We start from the raw sequence: 24,085 nt of genomic DNA, 5'->3' as shown, positions 1-24,085 counted from the left end.
AAAAGTAACAAAAGAGGGATGACACAAAATCCCGCCCCTTCCAGGGGTGGGATGAGCTTAACAAGTGCAGGGGGCATACTTCGACTACGCGGTAGTTGAGTTTCGACTTCGCTCAACTGCCGCGCAGTCGAAACTCAGTAACCAGGGGGAAAGAATTATGTTATGTTCCCGCCCCGAAGGGGCTTGTAAAAAATAAATAAACCTCTTAACCCTGCTCCTGCTTTCCAACGCCTCTAATTCAAACTGACCTGGACTCTAGTTTTAGATTGGAGTCCCAGGTATAAAGTCCGATTTGTTCAGGAACCCTAGAAAATCTTCCTGTTCTATGACCTCGTGATAACTCATTTAACACCTTGCTTTTAATCTCTCTAACTTCCTCAGCATCTAGTTCTCCGTAAAGCCCAGCGATAATTTCGGCGACAGTAAAAATTTTCCCTGGATTTTGCTCAAAGAAAGACGAAAGGGCATCTATTAAAAACTGACCCTCAAACTCTTTCAACATCGGAACTACATTTGTCTGCGGAAGTACGATAGGTTTCTTCTTTTTGTTTTTGTTGGCTTGAGAATGACCATTATGAGTCCGATTAGACTTGACTAAACTTAAATCCAAAGTGTAACAACCAGGCTCGTCAGGAATAGCTGACCACGCATTCCTTTCCCTGCCCTGAGTCAATGAGGATTGGACTCTACCTTTGACTACTCTGAAGACAGGTTGCTCTAAATCACCATAAAGCGATCGCACGATGAAATCAATATGACATACAGTACCCGAATGTTCTTCTAATAGCTTTTTGATGGCTTCCATCCGAGATAAAGGATTATGTTGGGGAAGCATCGGTATGTCAACTCCTTTGATTGAGTTTTCTTTACTCTCTGGGGATATATCTATAGTTGGAGATGTAATTGACATTTGAGGCTTGTTGGTATCTGCAACCACACTAGAAGACTCATCTATCTGCAAATTATCTAAATTATCAGATTCCGACGAGATAGAGTTTACAGAGTCAATGCCAGAGCGAGCAATGCTATCAGGCAGAGATAATTGATGATGATTCACATCAATTGTTGACAGCTTCCCGTTAACATCCAAGTCAGCAGACCAATTAGATAACAAAGCTTCTACATGATTGAGATGCGATCGCGCCTGTGTATACAATTGTTCATACTTTTCTACAAGACCAGCATAGTGGTCTCTTAATTCTAATAATGGAGAGAAAAAGGCTTGAGGAGGAGGCTCTAATTGCAATTGATGATTCATAAAGCTTCAAATTAACCCAAGTTGGTATCACTGGTATAAGTCATTGGTCTAGGCTTGGCTTTTTTAGATGACTGTTGGGACTTTTTAGGCGGTTGGGGAGGTCGGCATCTCTCACAATATAACGGACGAGGCCCATAGGTCTCACGTTTTGTAGTCTCGTTGCACTGCTTACAGACGAAGTTGAAAACACGAGTATGAATTTCTCGTTTATGCGCCCTAACAGTATATTCCCTAACATCAATTAACTTACTAGCCATAGTCAAGAATGGTGAATCTTAATCTTATCAATATACCTATTCAAGCAAATGAAAATATATCAGTGTGTGTTTAGTTATAAGTTTTATTCAAACTAGTGATTTGGTGCAAAGTGTCAGACGCATATTATCCATGAGGATAGTTTTAGAAGTAGTTTCTTGTCTATTCTCTAGGCTAATGATTCATTATCGACATCTCATTGCTATTTTCTCTATAATCTCTAGGCTGTTAAATTCCCAAAGTAGATATCAGTTTGTTCTCAATCATTTCTACAAAAATTTATGACAAACTGGCAAGAATGTTTATGTTGTACTTTAAAATTTTGATTTTTGATAACGAGATTGGATGAAACTGCCTCCCATTCATGAGAGACGGTTTGCATAGCTGATATGTAAAAAAGACAGGGAGACAAGAAAACAGGATAGGCAGGGGAAGCAGAGGAAGACAAGAGGGGAAAAGGTTAAAGGGTAAAGGATGAAAAAACCAATCCTTTACCCTTCCCCTTTCCCACTTACCCCTTCTTTCCCATGCCCCATGCCCCATACCCAACATTACTTATTTTCCACAAAATCAGCATCAATCACATCTTCACTGCCACTGCTTGGTTGTGCGCCATCTGTTGGGCTTGCTGCTTGGGCATAGACAGCGCTACCTACTTGCATCAAGGCTTGCTGTAACTCATTGGTGAGAGACTTAATTTGCTCAAAGTTATCTTGATTAATTGCCTCTCGTAAATTCTGTACCAATCCTTCAACACGAGAGCGATCGCTTGCACTCACTTTATCACCCAAGTCTCTTAATTGTTTCTCTGCTTGATAGACCAAAGAATCTGCCAAGTTCTTGGTATCAATTTTTTCACGACGTTCTCGATCTTCTTGGGCATGAGCTTCTGCATCCTGCACCATGCGCTCTACGTCTCGTTTATCGAGAGTGGAAGCACCTGTAATCGAAATCGACTGTTGCTTATTTGTAGCCTTATCTTTGGCGGTAACTGAAAGAATACCATTAGCATCAATGTCAAAGGTAACTTCAATTTGTGGTACACCTCTGGGCGCTGGGGGAATGCCATCCAGGCGAAAATTACCTAAACTCTTGTTATCTTTAGACAATTCCCGTTCACCTTGGAGAACATGAACTTCTACATTTGTTTGACCATCTGCTGCTGTGGAAAAAATTTCTGATTTTTTCACAGGGACGGTGGTGTTACGGGGAATAATTCTAGTCATCACACCGCCCAAGGTTTCCACACCCAAAGACAAAGGCGTAACATCCAAGAGTAGAATATCTTTGACTTCACCCGCCAGGACACCTGCTTGAATAGCAGCACCAACGGCTACAACTTCATCTGGATTAACTCCTTGGTTGGGGCTTTTACCTGTCATTCGCTGCACTAAGTCTTGAACGGCAGGAATACGAGTCGAACCACCAACTAATACAACCTCATCAAGTTCCGCATTGCTCAATTTAGCGTCTTGCAATGCTTGTTGCACTGGTTTACGGCAACGATCAAAAAGATCTGCACACATCTCCTCAAATTTACCTCGTGTCAGAGTTGTATCGAGATGTTTTGGGCCTTCTTGAGTAGCAGTAATAAAAGGAAGATTAATATTGGTCTGAGTCGCACTCGAAAGTTCAATTTTGGCTTTCTCGGCTGCTTCAGTCAGTCTTTGTAAAGCTTGCTTATCTTTACGCAAGTCAATACCTTCGTTACGCTGAAATTCATCAGCCAACCAATCTACAATCTTCTTATCAAAATCGTCACCGCCTAAGTGGGTGTCTCCACTGGTAGCTTTGACTTCAAAAACACCATCACCAACTTCCAAAATAGAAACATCAAAAGTTCCACCACCAAGGTCAAAAACCAAGATAGTTTCATTTTGCTTTTTATCTAGGCCGTAGGCAAGAGCTGCCGCTGTTGGCTCGTTAATAATGCGGAGGACTTCTAAACCGGCAATTTTTCCCGCATCTTTAGTAGCTTGCCGCTGAGAGTCATTGAAGTAAGCAGGAACTGTAATTACTGCTTGAGTGACTGTTTCTCCCAAATATTTGCTGGCATCATCAACCAACTTCCGCAGAACTTGGGCAGAAATTTCTTCGGGTGCAAATTGTTTACCAACTGCGGGACAGTCGAGTTTGACATTACCATTGCTATCCCGCAGGATTTTGTAAGTTACTTCTGTAGCTTCATGGGTGATTTCTTCGTATTTGCGCCCAATGAAGCGTTTGACAGAATAAAAGGTGTTTTCTGGGTTCATCACCGCTTGTCGTCTAGCAATTTGACCAACCAAGCGTTCGCCTGTTTTAGTGTAAGCCACAACAGAGGGAGTGATGCGCTGTCCCTCAGCATTGGCGATTACTAATGGTTGCCCTCCTTCCATGACAGCAACACAGGAGTTTGTTGTGCCTAAATCAATTCCAACTACTTTTGCCATACAAGTAAATTTCCTCTTTTTTAATAGGGCATGGGGCATTGGGCATTGGGCATAGATGAAGAAGGGTAAAGGGAAAGGGGTAAGGGGAAAAGAGTTTGTTTCTTCATCCTTTACCCTTTAACCTTTTCCCCTCTTGTCTTCCTCTACTTCCCCTGCCTCCCCTGCTTTTTCCCTAGCCCCTAGCCCCTAGCCCCTAGTCCCTAATTAACCAAGATTAATTTTTACGGTTTTGTGTTTTTCTGATTCCGCTTTTGGTAGGGTAAGGCGCAAAATACCGTTTTGATATTCAGCTTGTACTTTGTCGTTTTGAATTTGTGAAGGTAATGGAATTACCCGTTGAAATTTGCCATAACGGAACTCAGAACGAGTGACACCGTTTTCTTCAGTTTTGGTTTCAGACTTACGCTCACCACTAATCGAAATTGCTTCGGGAGTCGCTTCTATATTCAAGTCTTGTTTTTCTAAACCAGGTACTTCTAGTTTTAAGTGAATCGCATCTTCGGTTTCTTCGAGTTCAGCGGCAGGAGTAAAGGCAAAGCCCATCCTTTGTTCTCCATCAGTTGGCATTAATCTATCAAATAGACGATTCATTTGCCGCTGTAAAGTGTCAACTTCATTGAACGGTTCTAAGCGTTCGATATCTCGAAATGGTTGCCAACGAATTAGTGCCATAATATCACCTCTAAAATCCATTATTTGTTCTAGGAGGCTCAATCTCAAGCTTCTTAGCTGGCAGTAAAGCAGTCAGCTTTACTTAATAACTATTCAATTTTTTCAAGCTTAATCTCAAGCTTCCTAATAAACACATTAGATCAACATTAAATGTTAGGATGTTCGGTTTTATGTCACAAATGATCGCAATAACCGTACCCTATTTATAGTTCACAATTAGTTACAAAATAGTGGCTAAAAATTAAGCACTTAAGCAGAATTATCTATAAACATAAAACTTTGATTTAATTTGGGAATCAAAACCTCACTCTTAAGACAGATCCTGATGAGAAATAATTTAGATTAAATAAAAATGACCGTGTATGTATACGGGTAAGTATTCATGAAACGCGATGCTAATGGTAAGTTTGTCAACAATTGGGACTTAGAAACAAAACAACGAGTAAGCGTATCTCTTACCAATACAGCATGGCGATCGCTCGATGAGGAAGCTCGAAAGCAAGGTATTTCTCGTTCGGAATTAATTGAACGCATTGCCCGTAGCCTGGGAAACGAAGTTGGGACAAATGCTGAAAACGCTTTACTAAAAGCCCAAATTGTTGAACAGCAGCAAAAAATTGCCACCTTGCAGCGCCAAAAACAAGAATTGTCAGCATTACTAGAAAATGTGACCCAAGAAACTGAGCGCCAAGTAACAACGATCTTAGAAAATTTGCAGCAGACAGAAGAACGCTTGCAGTTAGCTTTATCTTCTGCTCAAATGGTTGCCTGGGACATAGATTTAATCACAAATCATGTAGTGTATTCTCCCAATTCGCTCTTGGTTTGGGGCGCGCAAATAGGTACGGTAGAAGACTTTGTTGCCGTTATTCATCCAGATGATCAGCAACGAATGATACAAGCAGCCCAAAAAGCGATCGCTGGCGAACAGTACTACATGCAAGAATATCGGGTGATTGACCCAAATGGTATTGTACGTTGGCTCCAAAGCCAGGGACAAGTCTATTTTGATCAAACAGGGCGGGGAGTCCGGATGATTGGGGTTTCGGTTGACATCACCGAGCGTAAACAAATTGAAGCAGAGCGATCGCAGGCAGGAGAAGCACTACGGGAAAGTGAAGCTTGCTTGCAACTGGCCTTGAAGGTTGGCCGTATGGGAACCTGGAATTGGGATATGCAGACAGGCAAAATCCTCTGGTCAGAAGGTCACTTTACAATTCTAGGTCTGCAAGTAAATGAGTGCGAACCCAGTTACAAGCTTTGGGCAGATCAAGTGCATCCCGATGATTTAGCCACAACAAAGGCAAAAATTCAGCAAGCGATCGCTGAGAAAAAAGAATATCACCATGAATATCGTCTGCGTTGGTCGGATGGTTCTATTCACTGGGTAGAAGTGAGAGGAAATTTTACTTACGATTCTCAAAGGAATCCTCAACATTCAATCGGTGCTGTGATTGATATTACAGAACGCAAGCAAGTAGAACAAGAACGGGAACAATTACTAGAGCGAGAAAGTATTGCCCGGACTCAAGCAGAAGCCGCACAACGCCAATTGACAACCATTTTTGAAACCTCACCAGTGGGAATTGCTCTGTTAGATGCTGAGCAACGATTTATTGCCATTAATGAAGCATTAGCTCAAATCAACGGACTAACCCGTGAACAACATTTATGGCATTCCATTCCAGAACTTTTTGGTCAATCCGATCCTAAATTAGTCGCAGTATTTGACGAAATTTACACCACAGGAAATCCGTTTATTTCATCCTGCTTTGCTGTCAACGTTCCTGGACGCAGTACTCGCTCCCCTGGTTACTACAACGTTTACTATCTGCCAACAATCAACTTGAATCAGCAAGTAGAAGACGTTTTAATCTATGTCTTAGACGTGACACAAAGAGTCCGGTTAGAGCATGGGCAACGCTTTCTGTCAGAGGCAAGCGCAGTTTTAGCCTCTTCCCTCGATTATCAAATCACCTTAGAGCAAGTAGCACAGCTCATCGTTCCGGAATTAGCGGATTGGTGTACAGTTCATATCGTGGAAGCAGACGGTTCAATCGAACAAATTACTGTCGCTCACACCGATCCTGCCAAACTTCAATGGGCGCAACAAATTAGCCATAAATATCCTCTTGACCCGGATGCTGTGCGCGGTGCTGCCTTGACATTGCGGACAGGAAAATCTGATATCTTGCCAGATATTCCAGATGAATTGCTAGTGCAAGCAGCCCGTGATCCAGAACATTTAGAAATTTTGCGACAGGTTGGGTTTAAATCGGTGATGACAGTGCCACTACAAACCCAAGCACGAATTTTAGGTGTAATTTCCTTTGTTTCTGCCGAATCTGGGCGGCAATATGACTCAACTGATTTACAACTAGCAGAAGAACTAGCTCGCCGCGCTTCTTTAGCAATCGACAATGCCCAGTTGTATGGAGTAGCGCAACGCGATCGCACCAAAGCCGAATCAGCCAACCGAGTTAAAGACGAATTTTTAGCCGTACTATCTCATGAATTGCGATCGCCCCTCAATCCAATTCTAGGCTGGACAAAAATGCTCCGAAGTAAGCGCCTAGATGCGACAAAAACTGACCTAGCTTTAGAAACAATTGAACGCAATGTAAAACTGCAAGCGCAATTAATTGAAGACTTATTAGATGTCTCACGCATTTTGCAAGGAAAAATGACGTTAAACGTTGCTCCTGTAAATTTAGCAGCAACAATTGCAGCAGCCTTAGAAACAGTACGACTGGCAGCAGATGCTAAGAACATTCAAATCCAGACTCATCTCAACCCAGTTTCCGGAACAGTTTCAGGCGATATGAACCGCTTACCCGGATTTCTCACAAGTAGTGAAAAATCAATTTACATGACCTGATGTGAGGCATTTTTTTGATACATCATCAATCAAAATTTAGGTGTAGAGATAAATTAAGTATAAAACCGCATTTATAAAGGTAAAATAATCACTATTTTTTTATGGGGAGTAAAATTAAAATGCTCTGCTCATAAAATTAAGCATGACAAAACAAGACTTGAATCTTGAATCAACCTAAGCCCAAAGTATAACTGATTAGAAATAAGTCAAAGGCAATTTAACTTAAAATTAAGCAGTATTAGTCAGCATTCTTAAACGTCTATGAGCAGTAGCAAAGATATTTTTGTATGGGCAAGAACTAGTAATTGCAATTAAAATACAGCGTGTATTTACAGTAATTAAAGCTCCTAACTTCAATAACTTGGTACGAATAGTTCCAACAGTAGCATTTTGTAATTCAGTTTTAGTTAAACATTTTTGGCGCAAAGCATTCATCAAAACGTAAGCTAAAGAAGAAAACCATAAACGTAATTGGTTCCCTGGAAATGTGTGGGTGCTTGTTCTATCACTAAAAAGTTCTAGTTGTTGTTCTTTAAAACGATTTTCCATCTCCCCTCGCTGACAATATTTTTGTTTATATAGTTGACTAGGTGGTACTTTATTGGTAGCAAGAGTTGTTACAACAAAACGAATATTAGTCCCCTTTGCTCCATATTCAACCTTACAAACAACACGACGACTACGACTCCAAGATTCACGAGTTTGATAGTCTAATGACTTATACCAAATTGAGTTATCAATCAAGTCACAAGCAAGCCTTGGAAGCTGTTCATCTGGTTTAAATACTGTTTCCAAAAACGAAACTGCTGTTGATAATTTCTGCTCAAACTCAAGTGAGGCTCTACTTTGAATCGTCGTAGTCATCCCAATTAAACGACTATTTTGCGCTAATCCAAAAACATAATCTAAACCGGGCTGTGATTCACACCACGTCATAATATCGTCCCTAGAATAGGCACTATCTCCACGTACTAGAATCTCAACATTCTTCCATTGTTGACGTATTTGTTTAATGACTCTTTGTAATTCTGATAACGCCCCAAATGCTGGGTCTACATTAGAAGGGCGCAGTTTGGCTGCTAATAGATGTTTTCCACAAAATATATAAAGTGGAGCATAGCAGTATCCTCCATAATAAGTGTTGAAGAAAACTTGCTCCTGCGAACCGTGTACTAAATCATCGGTTACATCTAGATCCAAAATAATTTGCCTTGGTTCTTTGGCGTGAGATTCTAGAAATATTTTGACAAATAAGCTTTCAATTTCTGATGGACAATGCCCAATTTTATGGTAACGGCTGTCTGCTCCTTGTTCCACATCTTCTGGACAATGTTCCAGCCGATTTAATGTACTTTTTCCTGCCAATATTGTTGGTTCATCCTCTATTCCCATTGTTTTTAACACTGCTAGAGCAAACATCGGGTCTTGACGTAATTCCTCGTGGTCATTTAAGTCTTCATATCCCATGACCAACCCGTATATACGTTGTTTAATTAAACTCTCTATTGAATGGTCAACTCGATTTGGTTGACGGTAATCTTGGAAACACTGTGCAAATTTTGATGTGATTTCTAATTTTCTGTCTATTTCCGCAATTAAGCTTAATCCTGCATCCGATGTTACCGTCCCACCCTGAAAATTAACTACAATCGGGTGTGATTTTTCCCCGGAGAATTTGAATTGTTTTGGTGTACGATCTGTGAAAGTCGGGGTCATGCTTTATAACTGCTGAAATGCTTATCCTATATACATTTTCGCAGTTTTTGACCCCCTTTTTTTATCTCTTTGTGAGAAATTCGGGCTTACAACAAGTTGTCTGGAACCTGCTTTCTAATGCCGTGAAGTTTACACCATCTGGAGGACGAATTGAGGTACAACTCAAGCAAGTTGGCATGTATGCTCAAATTCAAGTCAAAGATACAGGTAAAGGTATCAGTCCAGAGTTTTTGCCTTATGTATTTGAATATTTCCGGCAAGAAGATGGCACAACAACACGACAATTTGGCGGACTGGGATTGGGATTAGCAATCGTTCATCATTTCACTGAACTGCATGGAGGAACTGTAGAGGTTAGCAGTCCGGGAGTGAATTTAGGAGCAATATTCACCGTCAGGCTACCATTAAACTTGACTGAACAAGAACCTTTTTCTGATGACAGCCAGTTAGAAACTGTGACACATCTGACAGGTATACGAATATTGGTTGTAGATGATGATGCAGATATGCGAGAGTTGGCAGCATTCATCCTTACACAAGCTGGCGCACAAGTTACGACAGCCGCTTCGGCAGTACAAGCATTAGTACTTTTGAATCAGTCTATCCCCGATCTATTACTGTGTGATATTGGTATGCCAGAAATGGATGGTTATGCTTTGATTCGGCAAATTAGAAAGTGGTCACATCAGCAAGGAGGAACATTGCCAGCGATCGCCTTTACTGCCTATGCTGGAGAAATAAATCAACAACAAGCTTTAGCTGCGGGATTTCAAATGCATATCCCCAAGCCGATTGAACCAGAAATGTTAATGCAGGCGATCGTCCAATTGCTTCATCCTATTGGGCATAGGGAATAGGGCATGGGGCATTGGGCATGAGGCAGGGTGTGGGAGGTGTGGGAGGATGGGGAAGAAATCTTTCCCCCCTCTGTTCCCTCTCTTCCCACACTCCCTTCTCTCCTAGTCCCTAGTCCCTAGCCCCTAGCCCCTTCTTCTACAATACATTCCCAAAAATATAAATAATCCTAAACCGAAGAGATACTTGAATGGGTCTGGTATGCTGGGGTTGGGAGAAAAAAAGCCTTCAATAATACCAGCAATAACTAACATTGGCACAATGCCAAACATTAACTGTACTGCTTGATAACCGTAAAATTTCAAGGCATCGCCTCGACGATACTTACCAGGAAATAAAATCGCTCTTGCCAGTAACAATCCTGCACCACCGGCAAAAAAGATGGCGGGTAATTCTAGGGAACCGTGGGGAAACACAAACGCCCAAAAGGGATAAGCAAGATTGTTTTGAGCTACTAATGTCCCTACAGCACCAATTAATAAGCCATTAAATATCATTAAATAAGTTGTGTATATCCCAGCTGTGATGCCACCAGCGATCGCACCAAAGGATACAGAAAGATTATTGATCATAATACCGCTGGATGCCAAAGGTTCAATACCAACAATTGACCCCATCCACAATTGATGTTCATCTCGTACCTTAGTAATCAAATTTTCGGGTACTATCAACGTCATAAATGTTGGATCTTGCCATGCGTACCACCAAGCAACTATTGCCCCTATTAAAAACATGGCAGTAGCGGCGCTAATGTATAGGAATGTTTCTTGTACTACAGATGGTAAACCCCAGCGGTAAAAGTCCACCACTGCATACCATTCTTGTCGCCGCGAACCTTGGTAAATTTGTGTATAAGCACGAGTTGCAAGAGATTGTAAACTTTGAATTAAAGTATTGCCAACCTGCTGTGTACGGGCGCGTGCTAAATCTGCTGCCACTGAACGATATAAACTCGCTAATTCTCTAATTTCCGCAGCCCGTAGTGACTTTATTCCTTTGTTTTCTACCTGCTTTAACAAAGCAGCCAGACGTTGCCAATTTGGTTCTCGTCGGGCAATCCAACGTTGAATATTCATAAATTTTGAAGACATTGAGTTTAGCGTACCTTAAGATAGCCTCAAACTCCTCTGCGTACTTTCAAGGAAAGTTTGACATTATGTCGGAAAACTTTGGTTACCCCAGCCCCACGCAACCACTGAGTATCGGTAACGTTGTTAGTGCAGCGGTGCGATTGTACCGTTCTCATCTCAAAACTTATTTCAAATTAGCGTTATTTGCTTACTTATGGGTTTTTGTTCCTGTTTATGGCTGGGCAAAATATGCTGCCATATCTGGACTAATTTCCCGCTTGGCATTTAAAGAATTAATTTACCAGCCCGAAAGTGTTAGCAATGCTCGTAGTCAAGTTAATCCACGTCTTTGGTCATTTTTAAGAGTTTCTTTTCAGGTCGGAATATCGATGTTTTTAATTTATATTGGGCTGGCGATCGTCGGTGGTATTTTGGCGGGCTTGTTGGGAGCAGCATTAGGAGCAATACTAGGCAGTTCAGGCATTATCATCGGAACTACTTTAGCAGTCATTTTAATGGTAGTTATTGTGCTTCTGGGATTAACTTGGTTCTATGCGCGTTGGGTAGTGGCTGAAGTACCACTAGCAGTCGAAGACAACATCAATGGAGCTGAAAGCGTCGATAGAAGTTGGGATTTAACTAAGGCTTCAGTATTTCGTATTCAGGGCGTAGTTTTAGTTGCGTTTTTTGTAACACTACCGATTTTGCTGTTTTTAAACTATGTACCTAGTTTATTTACATTGAGACTAGAGCCAGGTTCTACTATTTATTGGATTGTGTATACCATTTCTATCATCACAAGCATGATCGGCGGGGTGTTTGTGATGCCATTCTGGCAAGCCCTCAAAGCTGTTTTGTACTTCGACTTGCGTAGTCGGCGTGAAGGTCTAGGTTTACAGTTGCGTCAACCACCATCCCAAGACTTTCGCTAACTTAAAATTTACTAATTTTCAATCAGTGACAATTTAATATGCACTTTTTTAACCGCATCACGCTTCAAACTCCAGAAAGTGTAGAACTGGAGTTCACTCTAGCAGGAATTGGTAATCGTGCTTTGGCACTGATCATTGATTATCTAGTCTTAGGTTTAACTTTGCTGGGGTTTTTAATCGCCTGGGCTATTTTGTCTGTTCAGCTATTTGATTTGATTGAAAATTTTGTGACAAACGGCCCAAATTTTGGGCTTTGGTTGTTAGCAATTTTCTTCATTATTATGTTTGTCATCTACGTTGGTTATTTTGTTTTATTTGAGACTCTTTGGCGAGGTCAAACCCCAGGTAAACGCTTTGCTAAAATCCGCGTAGTTCGAGATGATGGTAGACCAATTGGGCTGCAACAGGCAACCTTACGTGCCTTACTACGACCTTTTGACGAATTTCTATTTATTGGGGCTTTTTTTATTATGTTTGGTCGCCGTGAAAAGCGCCTAGGTGATTTAGTTGCTGGCACAATTGTCATTCAAGCTCAGACATCTATTGTATCGCCGACCTTAACAATTTCAGAACAAGCAAAGTTGCTGTATGAGCATTTACTGCAAATTGCTGATTTATCACCATTGTTGCCCGATGATTTTGCTATAATTCGTGAGTATTTGCAGCGACGTGGTGCAATGGCATCAAAGGCGAGAATTGCACTAGCTATCAAGCTGGCTCAACAGGTAAAAAATATTATTGACCTAGAAAAACTACCAGAAAATGTGACTCCAGATGTGTTTTTAGAAGCCGTTTACCTTGCCTATCAAAAGAGGGACTAGGGACTAGGGGCTAGGGGCTAGGGGCTAGGGGCTAGGGGCTAGAGAGAAGCAGGGGGAGCAGGGAGCATACTTCGACTGCGCTCAGTAACCAGGGAGCAGAGAGATAAGGAGAAAGATTATGAACAAATTCAAGACATTCTTCATTCCCCCTCTGCACCCCGCACCCGGCCACTGAGCGTAGCCGAAGTGCTGCCCCAATTCCTCTTTCTCATGCCCCATGCCCTATTCTTCAAAAATCTAAACTTGGCCAGTCTGATTCACGATGATAGTAGGTCATATCGTCAAATTTCCGCAATTCAACACGGTTAATCAAAAATTCTGGAGAATTTAGCAACCATTGCTGATTTAACTGAGAAAGCATGGTACTGAGATTTGTGCGGTCTAGATTTGGCGAAACCTCCCCAAAGTAGCCTAATGTGATATGGGCTGTAAAATGATAATGCTGTTCAATACCCAAAGCTATTAACTTTGGATTTTGATAAATTGTGCGACGAAATTGCAAAATCTGCTCGTAGCAACGTTCATCCTGTGGTACTAAACAAACACCAACTGCTCTTGGCATTACTATCAATCCCAACATTTGCCAATAAATTGGATTAGCTACCTTTGTTACGGATTGTTGATATTGCTGAAAAATTTCAGCACAGCAAGAGCGTAATTGTTGTTCAAATTCAGGATTTTTGGCACAGGCATCACGAAAGGCATCATCCCAAATTAAATCCGCCAAGGTTAGATGAAAGCTGGCAGAAGGTACAGGGACAATCAAATCGTTGTCTACAGGTAACTGCAAAAGTTCCTGTTGGTAAGCTTGTAATTGGGCATAGAAAACAGAATTTTTTGATTCTTCTGCCGCAGTCGGGGTAATTAAAGTGTAGCCAGGGAAAGGCGCTGCTCGTCTAGCTCCAGAATCTGGCTGAAATTTAGCTGATTCCTGGATATGCTGGATTTGGGATCTGTAAGCTTCTGGCAGCGTCATTCTTGCTACCCGATTCAGGTAAGTTTGATAGTTGTCGTCCAATCTTCGTAGCCTCGCGCTCTCACTTGATAGATTTTAGGGAAATTTGCCCAAATTAGCAGAGTGTTTAAAAAGTATTTAGCTTTTTAGAATGATGACACAGGAATTAGGGGTTAGAGGCTAAGGATTAGGAGCTAGGGAAGAAGCAGGGAAGCAGGGAGAAGAGGAAAGAGTGTTAAGCACAAGTGAATAAGTGCGAAGTAGTTTCAAACTCCCCCTTGCACCCTGCACCCTGCCCCAATTCCTCTTAGTTGCCCCATGCCCTATACCCTTCATCTTATATGAGGTTTTATATGCCAATTTATGTTTACTGGGGTGAAGATGATTTTGCTATTGAACAAGCTATTGCTTCGTTGCGCGATCGCATTCTTGATCCTTTATGGATAAGTTTTAACTATACTGCATTTCCCCCAGAGCAAGCCGACGCTGTAATCTGTGGGTTAAACCAAGTGATGACACCAACCTTTGGCGCAGGTGGCCGTTTAGTGTGGTTGAGCAATACTACTATCTGTCAACATTGTCCAGAAGATGTCCTCACAGAAATGGCGCGAACTTTGCCGAGTATTCCAGACAATTCTTTTTTATTGCTTACTATTCACAATAAACCTGATGAACGGCTAAAATCTACAAAATTACTCAAACAATTCGCTACTGAGTTCCGGGAATTTCCCCTCATTCCTCCCTGGAAGACAGAATTACTTATACAAGCTGTCAATCAAGCTGCTCAAGCTAGAGGTATGAAACTGACTCCTAAGGCTGCGGAAATGTTGGCAGAAGCTGTAGGCAATAATACACGGCTTCTCGACAATGAATTAGAGAAATTGCAACTTTACATAGCAGATAACCATCAGTCTTTAAATGAAGATACTATTATCCGATTAGTAAGAAATACTACACAAAATAGTTTACAATTAGCAGCAGCAATTAGAATAGGGGATGCAGCTAAAGCATTAACTATCTTGAATGATCTCATGAATGCTTCTGAACCGGGATTACGGATAGTTGCGACTCTAATCGGTCAATTTCGCACTTGGTTATTGGTCAAGATTATTATGGAAAGTGGTGAGCGTAATCCCCAAGCGATCGCTAAGGCTACTGAGGTCGGCAACCCTAAGCGTATCTATTTTTTACAGCAAGAAGTAAAATTACTTTCTGTACAGCAATTAATTTCTTGTTTACCTCTACTATTGGAGTTAGAGGTTAGTCTCAAGCAAGGATCTACGGAAATATCTGCACTGCAAACTAAAGTTATAGAACTTTGTCAAGTATGCCGAGCAAGTTAATACTGTAAAAACAACTTTGACTACTCCATATTCTTCTGGAACTTCTCGCTCCTAAAATAATTCAAAGTTATTAACATATCCCTACTATAGTTCTGTGTCACACACTTTATGAAAATAACTCCTAATTCAGTTTTCCAAAAGAGCTTACAACAGATGTTTTTTCGCAGTTTATGTCTTGGTTTTGTTACCACTGCTAGTTTAGTTGCTAGTACCTTGACATGGAGTTCAAAAGCTAGCGCGCAAACTCTATCAGTTGATAATACTGAAGTTACCAATTATGCTCAAGCCGTTTTGGCAATGGAGCCATCACGTCAAAAAGCTTTTGAAGAAATTAAAAAACTTATTGGTAGCGGAGAAATTCCTCAAATTGTTTGTAACGACTCTAATAGTATGAACCGTCTACCAAATAAGGCCAGAAATATCGCAGTCAATTATTGTAATAACTCTCAAAAAATAGTCGAAAATAATGGTCTTAGCATTGATCGTTTTAACAATATTACTATAGAGTTACAAAATAACAATAACTTGAAACGGCAAGTTTACAATACATTAATCCGTCTGCAAAAAACTCCTGAAACTAGATAATTCAAAAGACATGATATTACCCCCGCATCAATACGAGGGTAAGTTTTAGTTATGTAGAACAGCTTAACTATTCATCTTTTTCAACCATTAAGTGTTTTACCTCATCGCAAGAAATCTTAATTTTTGTGCCATCAAATTTTGTGAGCGTGAAAAAGTTCTCTTCATTAAAGGTAAGTGACTGCTCTTGCAGAATGCCAATCGCTATTTGTTCACCAAGTTTAACTGACTCTGTATAATCAGTACGCCAATGAACACCTGCTCCATCACGAGCCAGCGAAATATTAGCAGCAACTTTATTCAGTTCACCACCGACAGTTAGTTTCTCTGCATCATTACCAGTGTATGCAACTAATTCAGTTCCATCATTATTGGGAACTACTGGGTTAGGAATTACCCAAGACTCGTCAAACCAAGCTTTGAGTATGGTTACACAAGCACCAGCGACAGTGGCATGTCCAGCACCGTAGGCAGGATGGGTAGGAGAACCTTCAGGAAATGCCATTGGCAGCAGATAAGTACCATAAAGATGATGAACTTTCTCTAATGCACTGGAACGGAAAATTTCTTTATCAATTGGATATGTTGCACGTCCAGTTAAATGATTATGAATCAGTCCTCCAAATGCTTCTGGACGCAAGCGACGATGCACGTACCACTTTTGAAACCACACGGCTTTCAGCGCTCGCGTTGCAACTTCAGTTACCAAGCTGAGAATGTGCGGGCCTCCGAAAGTACCAAATCCTATTTGGGTTTGGGAATTTTTATAAGGATTACCCTCATCCTCTGGAGCCTTCATGTCTAACAGAATTAAACAAGCATTTAAGTAAGCTTCATAAAGAGCATCAACGTGGACATATTGACCAATATCTCGAATGTTGCGGATATAGCGGGGTTTGGGGTCAAATTTATCTCCACTTGGTATCTTACCGTTTTGGATGTCTAACCAAGAGTCGTAATCAGTTAAGTAATTGATATCGGGTACTACGGTTTGCTGTTTTTGAGAAATTGTCAAGGAACCGTAATGAATATCTTTGAGTAAAAACTGAGAAATATAAGGACCAACTAAGTCACCAGCATAATTACCCCGAAAAAGGGTGTCTGGAGTGATGCAGCCATCAACTTTTGGCCCACGAAAATCAGAGAATGTAGATAAATCAGCTACTGCTTCCGCTACTTCGGAATTTTGACTAAAGTCGGTGAAGTTAATATCCCGTAATAGTGCCATCCAGTAAAGTTCGGCCATTTCCCCGGAGTTTTGGGGTGAGTCAATACGAGGTGCTGGAGGTATAGCCAGTGCATGACCATCGGGGCCTTCTAAGTCAAAACCCAGTCCTGCTTGGGGATTGGTAAGCTTACGGTCTTTACCTAAAGGAATAGCTTCAAAGTCTTGTGGTTTACCACTCTCAAGAGCTTTTAATAGGGCTTTGTAGGCTTTGGGGTCTACTTCGCCAAGTTCGTTGTGTGGTAAGCCTTTAGAGAAGTTGGCAATAAAATTAGGAGAGCCATCCTTACCTTTATATTCCTGTTCTTCACCGTTGCAAACATGCTTGGCTGCACCCCGATTAAAAGCAATTTGTGCTGCGTCACGACGTATTGAACGAGATGATTGCCGACGTTGTTTATTATTTTCAGGGCCAAGTTCTTGACAGTCTTGATGCCAGTGAAGTTCGTTAGACATTTGAAATTCCTCAATAAATTTTATTTTGGTTTGCAGAAAAAATAAGATGCCCCTAATCAATTTTGATTAAATCATCTACAAAATATGAGCTACTGCTTAGGAGATAGAATTAAGCCAAGGATTTTAATCCTATCTGGTAAGCGGTGCTAATGTGTTTTATACCTACTTATTAGAGCAGCAGCTTTTCGGAAAATATTGGAGATTTTTCTATAATATTTTTGGAGGCGATCGCTAATTTTACAATTGGTAAATACTACAGCTTAACTAGATAGGATATGAACAAGTTAAAAGCTACAAGCAAATAATCTTTGTTTATGACCTAAATGTGATCACTGTCAAGAATTGTGTCAAAATTGGGTAGTTATGACTAATTTGGATTTGTCAGAAAGTCTTGCCGTTTAGCATGAATGTTTTTCATGTGCTTTTTCACTGTATTTAAAGTAATATGAAGCTTAACAGCAATCTCTTTATAGCTGTAGTTACTTCTATATAAACACCAAATTTCAGCTTCTCGCGGTGTTAATTCATATTTTTTAATTTCAGCGATCGCTATGTTTTTCATAGACTCACATCGATTTTCCAAGGTCACTAATAAGCAAGGAATATCGAATATTTCTAAATCCATAAATTTTATCCGAATCCGAAATATAGTTGACTTATCAAGTACAATTTCGTCAGATAACATCATGATTGGATCAGATAACAATCTTTGATTATCAATTAAAAATTGACAAAGATGCCAAATAGCTGAAGGAATATAATTAGAATCAAAATGTCCTTGATTTAGTTGAGAACAAATGTGATGAGCAGATGCATTAGCATGAACTAGCTCACCTGCTGTAGTTAAAATTAAAATACCATCTCCTAATCCTTCTAAAATCTCTTGTAAAAACTCAGCTTGTTGCAAGTTAGGTAATTTAACACTCGCTTGTTTTGGTAAAACTGCGGTATTTACATTTATAGATGTCTTTGTGAGCGGAATCATAATTAGTTGCTTCAATGTTCACAAAATGGCTCATTTAGTAGACTTAACTTGACTTTAAAGATGCACCTGGAGTTTTTAAGAGATATGTATAACAGGCAATAAGGAATAGGCTTGAAAGTATTTTCGGATTTTAAACTATCTAGTAATAGCTATAAAAAAACACATCTCTTTCTAAGTAATTATCTGTGAATAATGTAATACCTAATTCCAGTAGTTATTACCAATTCATAAGTTTTATAGCTGTTATTAGTAACACTGTTTAAATACAACTCTTAAATTGTCTATTTCGGATGAAGTGTCTTGAAATAACAATTTATTGCATAGCTCGTAGCTTGATAAGAAGTGCTAATACTGTTGTTGATACATTTGGGCAAGCAGGGGAGGCAGTGCGGTCTTGGGGAGCCAGTCCGTTGGGCGGGTTTCCCGACTTGAAGGAACTGGCGTGGTTCCCCCCAGGAGCAACTGCCGTGAGGCAGGGGAAGAAGAGAAGCAGGGGAGGCAGGGGGAGTAAGAAAAGTAATTTGTATCAATAATTTCGTGAAATGGTATGACCCCTCTTTAACCCTCTTCTGTCACTTTCCGGGTATTCTAAATAAAAGAATTAAAAGAAAAAACTCTCTTCAGGTAAGCAGAGCAATGGATGTAGAATTACAAATCCTGAAACATTTGTCGAGAGATGCCCACCCAACAGTTGCGCTCATAGATGAATATTGTGCAGAGTATAAAGACCTGTTCAAAGAGGTAAGAAATTATGAATGCTTTAAATATTTACATTTGGGGATAATATCAACGATAAAAAGAAAATCGTTACCAGAAATAGCTAAAGTAGTAAGTATAAACTCTGCTCAGTCATTACATCATTTTATAGCCTATTCAGATTGGTCAGTAAAGAAATTAAAGAGCCGAAGATTAAATAAATTAAAGAGAGCGTTAAACGATCAGGCGATAACCGTAGTAATAGATGAAACAGGAGACAGGAAAAAAGGTAAAAAGACAGATTATGTGGCTAGACAATATTTAGGGAGCGTAGGAAAAATAGATAATGGAATAGTGACAGTCAATGCTTATGGAGTTTATGACAATATAACATTTCCCTTAAGTTTCAAAGTATTCAAACCAAAGGGGACTTTAAAAGAAGGAGATAAATATAAAACTAAAATAGAATTAGCGTCAGAAATTATTACAGAATTAATTAGTGAAGGCTTTAATATTGAGTTGGTACTGGCGGATAGTTTATATGGTGAGAGTAGCGAATTCATCAGAAAATTGAATGAATATGAATTAGCTTATGTTGTGGCAATAAGAAATAATCACGGAGTCTGGCTACCAGCCAACCAGAGCGTTAGAGCGAATAAGTGGTGTAAATTTAAAAGAACATTTAGCAATCAAAAATCAGAGACTAGATATATTCGAGAAATAATTTATGGAAAAAAAAGAACCATAACTTATTGGGAAATAACTACTGACCCAGAAACCATGCCGGAAAATTCTACTTCTTTCGTGATGACAAATCTTCAAGGTAACTTGAAGAAGATTTTAGGCGACTTATATGGATTAAGAACCTGGGTTGAATATGGTTTTCGGCAGTGTAAACAGGAACTGGGCTGGACAGATTACAGGTTTACAAATTTCCAACATATTCAGAGATGGTGGGAGATTATTTTTTGTGTCTACACAATGATTAGTTTAAGTTCTCCACCTTTCTTATCCTTAAATCAAGCTCCTCAAATTGAAACAGAGGTACAAAACAGTGTTTGTATTGATTGTGTAGATTTTTCTAATCATAAACAATGGAATCATGATTATGGATGGAAGAATACTTTAAATAATCTTCGCTTAATTGTTCAACCTCTCTTATTATTTTGGTTGATTTATCCCTGGCTAGATGTTTTTCCCAATTCCGATTTATTGCTTGGATTTAATCACCTAATTTGTACAATGAACCAATTTAAACCTTTTTTCTCTTCTGGATAATTTCAGTTATTTACTACTTGCTTATTTCGGAAAGTGACAGAAGAGGGTTAATCACTATAGGGAGAGAAAAATACTACCCCCAACCTGAACCTTAGACAAAATCATCAATTGAGCGATCGCATTCTAGTTTTCTCATTTAAGTTTAATTGTTGAGAAATTACCAAAGAACAAGGTTTAGGGATTATTCTTTCCCGAAGGTAACAAAAGAGGGATGATGCTGCGCGAACGCACTACATGTACTGTCAAGCCCTTCTTGGTAAAAAATATTTTTTCTTTCTTATATAAATAAATTTAGGGACTTCAAACCCCTTTTGAGCAGGGAAGGGAAAAGAGTTATTGTTATCGGTTCTCTTCTTCCCCTGTCTCCACTGCTTTCTTCGGTGATCGCTGTTGTGGCAGAATGAGTGCGATCGCTTTTCAAGTAGAAAGTACAGCTTCAGGTTGATAGGAAATACCTGCTTGTTTGAAGCGATGTAAGGCTTCACCCAAGCGATCGCAGTCTGCTATTAAACTAATCCTGACATAACCTTCACCTGCAATCCCAAAGGCATTACCTGGGGTAACAACAACACCTGTTTGCTGCAATAGGTTCAGGGCAAAATCCGTGGAACCCATACCCACAGGACATTTGACCCATAAATACATTGTTGCCTTAGTTTTGGGGATATCCCAACCCAATTCTCCTAAGCCTTGAATGAGGAAATCGCGGCGGGTACGGTAACGCTGTTGTACCTCGTGTAAATATACATCTGGCAGTTGTAAAGCTGTTTCGGCTGCTGTTTGCAAGGCGGCAAAAATGCCATAATCCAAGTTGGTTTTGAGTGTCCGTAAACCTTGAATTACATGGCGGTTCCCCACCACAAACCCCACACGCCAACCAGCCATATTATAAGTTTTAGATAAGGTATGAAATTCCACACCTATTTCTTTCGCGCCGGGAATTTCTAATAAGCTAGTAGGTTGATAACCATCAAAAGCTAACTCGGCGTAACACAAATCATGTACTAAGAGAATTTCGTGTTTACGGGCGAAGGCGACGATTTCTTCAAAAAATTCACGGGGGGCGGTAGCGGCGGTAGGATTGCTGGGATAGTTGAAATAAAGTATTTTGGCTTGTTGAGCAACTTCATCAGGAATCGCAGCTAAATCAATTAACCAGTCATTTTCTGGTTTGAGAATCAAGCTGTGAACTTTGCCGCCAGCGATTACAGGGCCACGAAAATGGGCGGGATAAGCTGGCGAAGGAACTAAAACTACATCGCCAGGATTAATATAAGCGATCGCCAGATGAGTTAATCCTTCTTTAGAACCAAGTAGTGGCAAAGCTTCGCTATCAGGATCGAGAACGACATCATAGCGGCGGCGATACCAGTTAGTAATTGCACGACGGAAACTAGCAGTGCCTTCAAAGGGCGGATAACCGTGGTTGGCGGAATTTTTTAAAGCCGCAACTGCTGCTTCTACCACTGGCTGTGGTGTCGCACCATCGGGGTTTCCCATACCCAAATCAATTAAATCTAGTCCTTGTTCTCGTGCTTTCGCCTTAAGTTCGTCCAGACGGGCAAATACATAAGGTGGTAGTTGCTGTACACGTTCTGCTGGGACAATCCAATCTAAACTCATTCCTCAACCTCGTCGCTTATTCCCCTGGTCAAGACCCGACTTGTCGTGTCTTTATAATCTGTTGGTGCAGTGGTAGAAACCATCGCTGCCATTAACTGTTCTAGTGCAACTTTAAATGGTAGTCGATGGATGTCCGAATTGGGAGCTAAGGCAATTTCCGCGGCTGTTTGCAACTCGCTTAATGTAATATCACCTAATCCCAAATCACCTAATTTTTGTGGTAGCCCAATCTCTGCGTAAAACTTCAATAATTGTTGCCTTGAGGCTGCTGCCAGTTGATTGCCTGGAATCATTTCTTCTAAGCGCAATTGTACTAAGATCCCGTAGGCGACTTTTTCACCGTGGATACTGCCGTGTTTGGCAATATGAGTTAAGCCGTTGTGTACAGCATGAGCGGCAACGGTACGGCACTGCGCCCCGCCTAGTCCCCCAATTACCCCAGCCAATAAAACGTTGGCATCTACGACTTCTTGCCATACTTCGCTGCCTGGTTCTTGCAAGGCGGCAGTTGATTTTTGTAATAAGATATCTCGCAAAACTCGCGCTTGTTGCACTGCGGCAATAATTAAAGTTTGCTGTAAATGCCCACTACTAACTGAGGCTTCATACCACTTGGCGATCGCATCACCAATTCCAGCTACTAATGTACTTGGTGGTGCAGTTTGAATTAATTTATAGTCAAGTATTAATAAATCGGGACAGTGAGTCAATGCCACATCATATAAAAATGCTCCTGTTTCCGAATATACATTAGAAAGAGCAGTCCAAGCTGCACAGGTCGCCGCCGAGGTTGGAATTGTTATTACTGGTAACTGCAACTGATCAGCGACTAATTTAGCCGTATCCATTGCTTTACCGCCACCAATGCCAATAACGACATCAGCTTTATGGTCTTTAGCCGCCTTTGTTAAAGATTTCAGACTCGTTTCACAGCAATCTACACCATAAGAAACTTGGACAATTTGCAATCCTGGATTTTCCAAAATTGCTTGCAGATGATTGGAGACAGTAGCAAGAGTGCGCTTCCCTACCACAATTAAAGGACGACTTCCTAAACGAGCAATTTCTGCTGCTGCTATCTCCAAGACACCAGAACCACGAATAACTTTTGCCGGAGCAACAGTAAGTGTAAATAACGAGCTAGAGGTTTGAGTAGACAAAGTTTGAGTAGAAAATAATTGATTAAGCATATAAACTATTGTGCCAAAACTTGATATTTCTTAATCAAGTTGGACTTGCGGTTAGTGCTACTTGTTTCCATTCTGACTTGAGAATGGCGATCGCCTGAGCAAGTTACCACTACCAGTAATCCATCTAACTCAACTAGTGGTCTGTCAACCCAAAAATGACAGGTGGAGGCAGGCAGGGGAAGCAGGGGAAGCAGGGGGAGAAAAGAACTGGACTTTTTCACATTAACCCCGCAAAATTAATGGGACAGACCACTAGTGGTTCATCGCATAAAATTTGATTGGTTAACTCATTTTTAGTTTTTCTTTACTTTGCGTTCTCTGCGTCCTTTGCGGTTCGTTCTTCTAACCCTCAAAATTAATGGGACAGACCACTAGTACAGCACAGCATGGTGGAAATAAGCAGACCCTAACGGGTGACGCTCCTAACGTCATTGATGCTACGCTGATAGAATTTTTTGCATTACATTATATGGAGTTTGTAACATAATATTTTAATCTAAAAATAATAAATATTGTATAGTAAAATACAAAAAAACTTATGTTCTCCTGATAACAGATGAATTAGACTGTCCTCAGGTAATATACTTACAAGAGGCGAAGCAGCATTAATTTGTTGAAGTGTAATAATAACGCCATAAAAATACCCCCTGACGGGATGCAATAATGTAGTTTATGTTACTTAACAGACACGAGGGAATAATTCTGGTTTGGTATGGGATTTCTGTATATATGCCCATCTGACAATGAGCTAATGTAGATGTTTGAGCGATCGCTGATGATTCCAAATCGCTTCACAACTTGAGTGAACAAACAAAAAGATAACAGGATAAGTCAGACTTGTACGTGAACTTCAAGAGTCATGT

General features: G+C 40.4%; 17 protein-coding genes and 1 pseudogene. 7 read left to right on the top strand and 11 right to left on the bottom strand.

The annotated features are described in order from the left end of the window. Nucleotides 1–238: 238 nt before the first annotated feature. The 4 genes from QI031_RS06490 to QI031_RS06475 all read right to left on the bottom strand — a co-directional run bounded on the left by QI031_RS06490 (nucleotide 239) and on the right by QI031_RS06475 (nucleotide 4,617). Nucleotides 239–1,258: a hypothetical protein gene (locus QI031_RS06490; protein WP_281484376.1), complete on the bottom strand. Its 1,020-nt coding sequence runs from the start codon at nucleotides 1,256–1,258 to the stop codon at nucleotides 239–241. Nucleotides 1,259–1,269: 11 nt separating this feature from the next. After that, a complete protein-coding gene (locus QI031_RS06485) occupies nucleotides 1,270–1,515 on the bottom strand; it encodes a hypothetical protein (RefSeq protein WP_281484375.1) in 246 nt (81 codons plus the stop codon). Between the two features lie 549 nt (nucleotides 1,516–2,064). Beyond that, the gene (dnaK, locus tag QI031_RS06480) at nucleotides 2,065–3,945 is read right to left on the bottom strand and encodes a molecular chaperone DnaK (protein ID WP_281484374.1); all 1,881 of its coding nucleotides are present in this window, start codon (nucleotides 3,943–3,945) and stop codon (nucleotides 2,065–2,067) included. Nucleotides 3,946–4,149: 204 nt separating this feature from the next. Next, nucleotides 4,150–4,617, bottom strand: coding sequence for an Hsp20/alpha crystallin family protein (locus QI031_RS06475; protein WP_281484373.1), 468 nt, complete (start codon nucleotides 4,615–4,617; stop codon nucleotides 4,150–4,152). 382 nt (nucleotides 4,618–4,999) lie between these two features. On the opposite strand from QI031_RS06475, the gene QI031_RS06470 reads away from it, so the two are divergent. After that, complete coding sequence (locus tag QI031_RS06470; protein WP_281484372.1) at nucleotides 5,000–7,495, top strand: PAS domain-containing protein; 2,496 nt, start codon at nucleotides 5,000–5,002, stop codon at nucleotides 7,493–7,495. Nucleotides 7,496–7,723: 228 nt separating this feature from the next. Here the strand turns inward: QI031_RS06470 and QI031_RS06465 are convergent, their stop codons facing one another. After that, entirely contained in the window at nucleotides 7,724–9,211 is a 1,488-nt protein-coding gene (locus tag QI031_RS06465) for an IS1380 family transposase (protein ID WP_281481118.1), read from the bottom strand. Between the two features lie 86 nt (nucleotides 9,212–9,297). Here QI031_RS06465 and QI031_RS06460 point away from each other — a divergent pair. After that, a pseudogene (locus QI031_RS06460) lies at nucleotides 9,298–10,068 on the top strand (ATP-binding response regulator); the annotation flags it as partial. Between the two features lie 123 nt (nucleotides 10,069–10,191). On the opposite strand, the gene QI031_RS06455 reads toward QI031_RS06460, so the two are convergent. Next, entirely contained in the window at nucleotides 10,192–11,142 is a 951-nt protein-coding gene (locus QI031_RS06455; protein WP_281485944.1) for a stage II sporulation protein M, read from the bottom strand. 80 nt (nucleotides 11,143–11,222) lie between these two features. Between QI031_RS06455 and QI031_RS06450 the strand changes: the two genes are divergently transcribed. Both QI031_RS06450 and QI031_RS06445 read left to right on the top strand, forming a co-directional pair. Beyond that, nucleotides 11,223–12,068, top strand: a complete 846-nt coding sequence (locus tag QI031_RS06450) for a hypothetical protein (protein ID WP_281484371.1) — start codon at nucleotides 11,223–11,225, stop codon at nucleotides 12,066–12,068. A gap of 38 nt (nucleotides 12,069–12,106) precedes the next feature. Next, nucleotides 12,107–12,889, top strand: coding sequence for an RDD family protein (locus QI031_RS06445; RefSeq protein ID WP_281484370.1), 783 nt, complete (start codon nucleotides 12,107–12,109; stop codon nucleotides 12,887–12,889). Nucleotides 12,890–13,118: 229 nt separating this feature from the next. On the opposite strand, the gene QI031_RS06440 is transcribed toward QI031_RS06445, so the two are convergent. Continuing rightward, nucleotides 13,119–13,907 carry a DUF1868 domain-containing protein gene (locus tag QI031_RS06440; RefSeq protein WP_281484369.1) on the bottom strand — a complete coding sequence of 263 codons (789 nt, stop codon included), beginning with the start codon at nucleotides 13,905–13,907 and terminating at the stop codon, nucleotides 13,119–13,121. Nucleotides 13,908–14,197: 290 nt separating this feature from the next. On the opposite strand from QI031_RS06440, the gene holA reads away from it, so the two are divergent. Both holA and QI031_RS06430 read left to right on the top strand, forming a co-directional pair. Further along, nucleotides 14,198–15,187 carry a DNA polymerase III subunit delta gene (gene holA / locus QI031_RS06435; RefSeq protein WP_281484368.1) on the top strand — a complete coding sequence of 330 codons (990 nt, stop codon included), beginning with the start codon at nucleotides 14,198–14,200 and terminating at the stop codon, nucleotides 15,185–15,187. A gap of 108 nt (nucleotides 15,188–15,295) precedes the next feature. Beyond that, nucleotides 15,296–15,772, top strand: coding sequence for a DUF4168 domain-containing protein (locus QI031_RS06430; protein ID WP_281484367.1), 477 nt, complete (start codon nucleotides 15,296–15,298; stop codon nucleotides 15,770–15,772). A gap of 67 nt (nucleotides 15,773–15,839) precedes the next feature. Here QI031_RS06430 and QI031_RS06425 read toward each other — a convergent pair whose 3' ends face one another. After that, nucleotides 15,840–17,450: a vanadium-dependent haloperoxidase gene (locus QI031_RS06425; protein ID WP_281484366.1), complete on the bottom strand. Its 1,611-nt coding sequence runs from the start codon at nucleotides 17,448–17,450 to the stop codon at nucleotides 15,840–15,842. 367 nt (nucleotides 17,451–17,817) lie between these two features. Continuing rightward, on the bottom strand, nucleotides 17,818–18,435 hold the full coding sequence (locus tag QI031_RS06420; RefSeq protein WP_281484365.1) for a helix-turn-helix transcriptional regulator: 618 nt from the start codon (nucleotides 18,433–18,435) through the stop codon (nucleotides 17,818–17,820). A gap of 636 nt (nucleotides 18,436–19,071) precedes the next feature. Here QI031_RS06420 and QI031_RS06415 point away from each other — a divergent pair. Next, on the top strand, nucleotides 19,072–20,409 hold the full coding sequence (locus QI031_RS06415; protein WP_281481473.1) for an IS701 family transposase: 1,338 nt from the start codon (nucleotides 19,072–19,074) through the stop codon (nucleotides 20,407–20,409). A 417-nt stretch (nucleotides 20,410–20,826) separates the two neighbouring features. Here QI031_RS06415 and QI031_RS06410 read toward each other — a convergent pair whose 3' ends face one another. Together QI031_RS06410 and QI031_RS06405 are read right to left on the bottom strand one after the other, a co-directional pair. Further along, on the bottom strand, nucleotides 20,827–22,032 hold the full coding sequence (locus tag QI031_RS06410; RefSeq protein WP_281484364.1) for an aspartate aminotransferase: 1,206 nt from the start codon (nucleotides 22,030–22,032) through the stop codon (nucleotides 20,827–20,829). Beyond that, nucleotides 22,029–23,222 (bottom strand): iron-containing alcohol dehydrogenase family protein, encoded by a 1,194-nt coding sequence (locus QI031_RS06405; protein ID WP_281484363.1) that lies wholly within the window; start codon nucleotides 23,220–23,222, stop codon nucleotides 22,029–22,031. Before QI031_RS06405 ends, QI031_RS06410 begins: the two co-directional genes overlap by 4 nt. Between the last annotated feature and the right edge of the window lie 863 nt (nucleotides 23,223–24,085).

Origin of the sequence: Halotia branconii CENA392, assembly GCF_029953635.1 — a bacterium.
In the GTDB taxonomy this organism is placed as follows: Bacteria; Cyanobacteriota; Cyanobacteriia; order Cyanobacteriales; family Nostocaceae; genus Halotia; species Halotia branconii.
This window is presented reverse-complemented; position numbering and strand designations above follow the sequence as displayed.

Excerpts from the sequence above, each read along its gene's own strand:
- QI031_RS06490 (WP_281484376.1), bottom strand. The coding sequence starts at position 1,258 with ATGAATCATCAATTGCAATTAGAGCCTCCTCCTCAAGCCTTTTTCTCT.
- QI031_RS06485 (WP_281484375.1), bottom strand. The coding sequence starts at position 1,515 with ATGGCTAGTAAGTTAATTGATGTTAGGGAATATACTGTTAGGGCGCAT.
- dnaK (WP_281484374.1), bottom strand. The coding sequence starts at position 3,945 with ATGGCAAAAGTAGTTGGAATTGATTTAGGCACAACAAACTCCTGTGTT.
- QI031_RS06475 (WP_281484373.1), bottom strand. The coding sequence starts at position 4,617 with ATGGCACTAATTCGTTGGCAACCATTTCGAGATATCGAACGCTTAGAA.
- QI031_RS06470 (WP_281484372.1), top strand. The coding sequence starts at position 5,000 with ATGAAACGCGATGCTAATGGTAAGTTTGTCAACAATTGGGACTTAGAA.
- QI031_RS06465 (WP_281481118.1), bottom strand. The coding sequence starts at position 9,211 with ATGACCCCGACTTTCACAGATCGTACACCAAAACAATTCAAATTCTCC.
- QI031_RS06455 (WP_281485944.1), bottom strand. The coding sequence starts at position 11,142 with ATGAATATTCAACGTTGGATTGCCCGACGAGAACCAAATTGGCAACGT.
- QI031_RS06450 (WP_281484371.1), top strand. The coding sequence starts at position 11,223 with ATGTCGGAAAACTTTGGTTACCCCAGCCCCACGCAACCACTGAGTATC.
- QI031_RS06445 (WP_281484370.1), top strand. The coding sequence starts at position 12,107 with ATGCACTTTTTTAACCGCATCACGCTTCAAACTCCAGAAAGTGTAGAA.
- holA (WP_281484368.1), top strand. The coding sequence starts at position 14,198 with ATGCCAATTTATGTTTACTGGGGTGAAGATGATTTTGCTATTGAACAA.
- QI031_RS06430 (WP_281484367.1), top strand. The coding sequence starts at position 15,296 with ATGAAAATAACTCCTAATTCAGTTTTCCAAAAGAGCTTACAACAGATG.
- QI031_RS06425 (WP_281484366.1), bottom strand. The coding sequence starts at position 17,450 with ATGTCTAACGAACTTCACTGGCATCAAGACTGTCAAGAACTTGGCCCT.
- QI031_RS06420 (WP_281484365.1), bottom strand. The coding sequence starts at position 18,435 with ATGATTCCGCTCACAAAGACATCTATAAATGTAAATACCGCAGTTTTA.
- QI031_RS06415 (WP_281481473.1), top strand. The coding sequence starts at position 19,072 with ATGGATGTAGAATTACAAATCCTGAAACATTTGTCGAGAGATGCCCAC.
- QI031_RS06410 (WP_281484364.1), bottom strand. The coding sequence starts at position 22,032 with ATGAGTTTAGATTGGATTGTCCCAGCAGAACGTGTACAGCAACTACCA.
- QI031_RS06405 (WP_281484363.1), bottom strand. The coding sequence starts at position 23,222 with ATGCTTAATCAATTATTTTCTACTCAAACTTTGTCTACTCAAACCTCT.